Genomic DNA, 2750 nt, shown 5'->3' with positions numbered 1-2750 from the left:
CCGGTGGTCGGCTCACTCCCCCGGCGGACCACCTGGTTGGCCCCCTGGTCCGCCGGGAAACCGCATTCCGTGAACGCGCGCATCGAGGACTACGCCCTCATCGGGGACGAGCAGACCGCGGCCCTGGTCGGCAAGGACGGCTCGATCGACTGGCTGTGCCTGCCGCGCTTCGACTCCGGCGCCTGCTTCGCCCGGCTGCTGGGCGACGAGGACCACGGCCACTGGCGGATCGCGCCCGTGGGGGCGGACGTCTGCACCCGCCGCGCCTACCGGCCCGACACCCTCGTCCTGGACACCGAGTGGGAGACGGCGGACGGAGCGGTACGCGTCACCGACCTGATGCCGCAGCGCGAGCGCGCCCCGGATGTCGTACGGATCGTGGAGGGCCTCAGCGGCCGGGTCACCGTCCGCAGCACGCTGCGCCTGCGCTTCGACTACGGCTCGATCACGCCGTGGGTGCGCCGCGCGGACGGCCACCGGGTGGCCATCGCCGGACCGGACTCCGCCTGGCTGCGCGCCGAGCCGGCGGTACGCACCTGGGGCGAGGAGTACGGCACCCACTCGGAGTTCACCGTGGCCGCGGGCGAGCGGGTCGCGTTCGTGCTCACCTGGCACCCCTCGCACGAGAAGCGCCCGCCGCTGATCGACCCGTACGAGGCGCTGGAGAGCAGCGTCGCCGACTGGCGGTCCTGGGCCGGGCGGTGCCGTTACGACGGGCCGTACCGGGAGGCGGTGGTGCGCTCCCTCATCACCCTCAAGGCCCTCACCTACGCCCCGACCGGCGGGATCGTCGCCGCGCCGACCACCTCCCTGCCCGAGAAGCCGGGCGGCGTGCGCAACTGGGACTACCGCTACTGCTGGCTGCGCGACTCCACTCTCACCCTCGGCGCGCTGCTCACCGCCGGCTACCAGGAGGAGGCCGAGGCCTGGCGGGACTGGCTGCTGCGCGCGGTGGCCGGCAACCCGGCCGATCTGCAGATCATGTACGGCGTGGCGGGCGAACGGCGGCTGCGGGAGACGGAGCTGCCCTGGCTGCCCGGCTTCGCCGGCTCCGCCCCCGTGCGCATCGGCAACGACGCCGTCGACCAGCTCCAGCTGGACGTGTACGGCGAGGTGATGGACTCCCTGTCGCTGGCCCGGGCCTCGGGCCTGCCCACCAAGCCCCACATGTGGGCCATGCAGCGCTCGCTGATGGGGTTCCTGGAGTCGGCGTGGCGGCGGCCGGACGAGGGCCTGTGGGAGGTGCGCGGGGGCCCGCGGCAGTTCGTGCACTCCAAGGTGATGGTGTGGGTGGCCGCCGACCGGGCCGTCAAGACGCTGGAGCGGCACCAGGAGCTGAGCGGCGATCCGGCGGGCTGGCGCCGGCTGCGCGACGAGGTCCACCGGGAGGTGTGCGAGAAGGGCTTCGACAAGGAGCGCAACACCTTCACCCAGTACTACGGCTCCCGGGAACTGGACGCCTCGCTGCTGCTCATCCCGCGCGTGGGCTTCCTGCCGCCGGACGACCCCCGGGTGGTCGGCACGGTCGACGCCATCCGCGACGACCTCGGGCACGGCGGCTTCCTGCGCCGCTACGACGCCGAGGACTCGGTGATCGACGGGCTGCCGGGCGGCGAGGGCGCCTTCCTCGCCTGCTCCTTCTGGCTGGCCGACGCGCTGCACATGACCGGCCGCGCCCAGGAGGCCCGCGACCTGTTCGACCGGCTGGTGGGCCTGTGCAACGACGTCGGTCTGCTGGCCGAGGAGTACGACCCCCTCGACGGCTGCCAGCTGGGCAACTTCCCGCAGGCGTTCAGCCATGTCGGCCTGGTGAACACGGCGCTTACGCTCTTCGGGGAGGACGGGGCAGGATAGGGCCATGGATCTTGGACTGAAGGACCGGGTGTACATCGTCACCGGAGCCACCCGGGGACTGGGCAACGCCACCGCGCGGGAGCTCGTCGCGGACGGGGCGAAGGTGGTCGTCAGCGGCCGGGACGAGCAGCGGGTCGCCGAGGCCGCCGCCGCCCTGGGCCCGAACGCGGTGGGCGTGGCCGTGGACAACGCCGACCCGGGCGCCCCGGAGCGGCTGATCGCCGCGGCCCGGGAGAACTTCGGGGGCTTCCACGGCGTGCTGGTGAGCGTGGGCGGTCCGGCGCCCGGTTTCGTCGCCGACAACACCGACGAGCAGTGGCGGGACGCGTTCGAGTCGATCTTCCTCGGCGCCGTGCGGCTGGCCCGCGCGGCGGCGGCCGAGCTGCCGGAGGGCGGGGTCGTCGGGTTCGTGCTGTCCGGGTCGGTGCACGAGCCGATCCCGGGGCTGACGGTGTCCAACGGGCTGCGGCCGGGGCTCGCCGGGTTCGCCAAGTCGATCGCCGACGAGCTGGGGCCGCGCGGCATCCGGGTGGTGGGGCTGCTGCCGGGCCGGATCGACACCGATCGCGTGCGCGAGCTGGACGCGCGGTCCGCCGACCCCGAGGCCACCCGGACGGCGAGCGCGTCACGGATTCCGCTGCGCCGCTACGGCCGGCCCGAGGAGTTCGGCCGGACCGCCGCGTTCCTGCTGTCCCCGGCCGCGTCGTACCTGACCGGCGTCATGGTCCCGGTCGACGGCGGCATGCGGCACGGATTCTGACGACGGCGGCCGGCGCGGATCCGCCGGGCCGTGGACACGGCCCGGTACCGTCCGCGCCGATTCCGCCGGGTACCCCCGGATGCGCCGAGGTCTATTCGCCGAGGCCCGCCAAGTCGCGCAGGCGGCGGGCCTGGGC

At 74.2% G+C, this 2750-nt stretch carries 2 protein-coding genes; both read left to right on the top strand.

The features are described 5' to 3' along the window. Positions 1-69: 69 nt before the first annotated feature. The gene (locus H5J33_RS30095; RefSeq protein ID WP_181797946.1) at positions 70-1854 is read left to right on the top strand and encodes a glycoside hydrolase family 15 protein; all 1785 of its coding nucleotides are present in this window, start codon (positions 70-72) and stop codon (positions 1852-1854) included. 4 nt (positions 1855-1858) lie between these two features. Next, positions 1859-2614: an SDR family oxidoreductase gene (locus H5J33_RS30090; protein ID WP_181797945.1), complete on the top strand. Its 756-nt coding sequence runs from the start codon at positions 1859-1861 to the stop codon at positions 2612-2614. Positions 2615-2750: the final 136 nt, after the last annotated feature.

The organism is Streptomyces sp. WELS2 (assembly GCF_013870595.1).
GTDB lineage: Bacteria > Actinomycetota > Actinomycetes > Streptomycetales > Streptomycetaceae > Streptomyces.
Note: the sequence above shows the minus strand (reverse complement) of the source record. Positions and strands in the feature narration are given on the sequence as shown.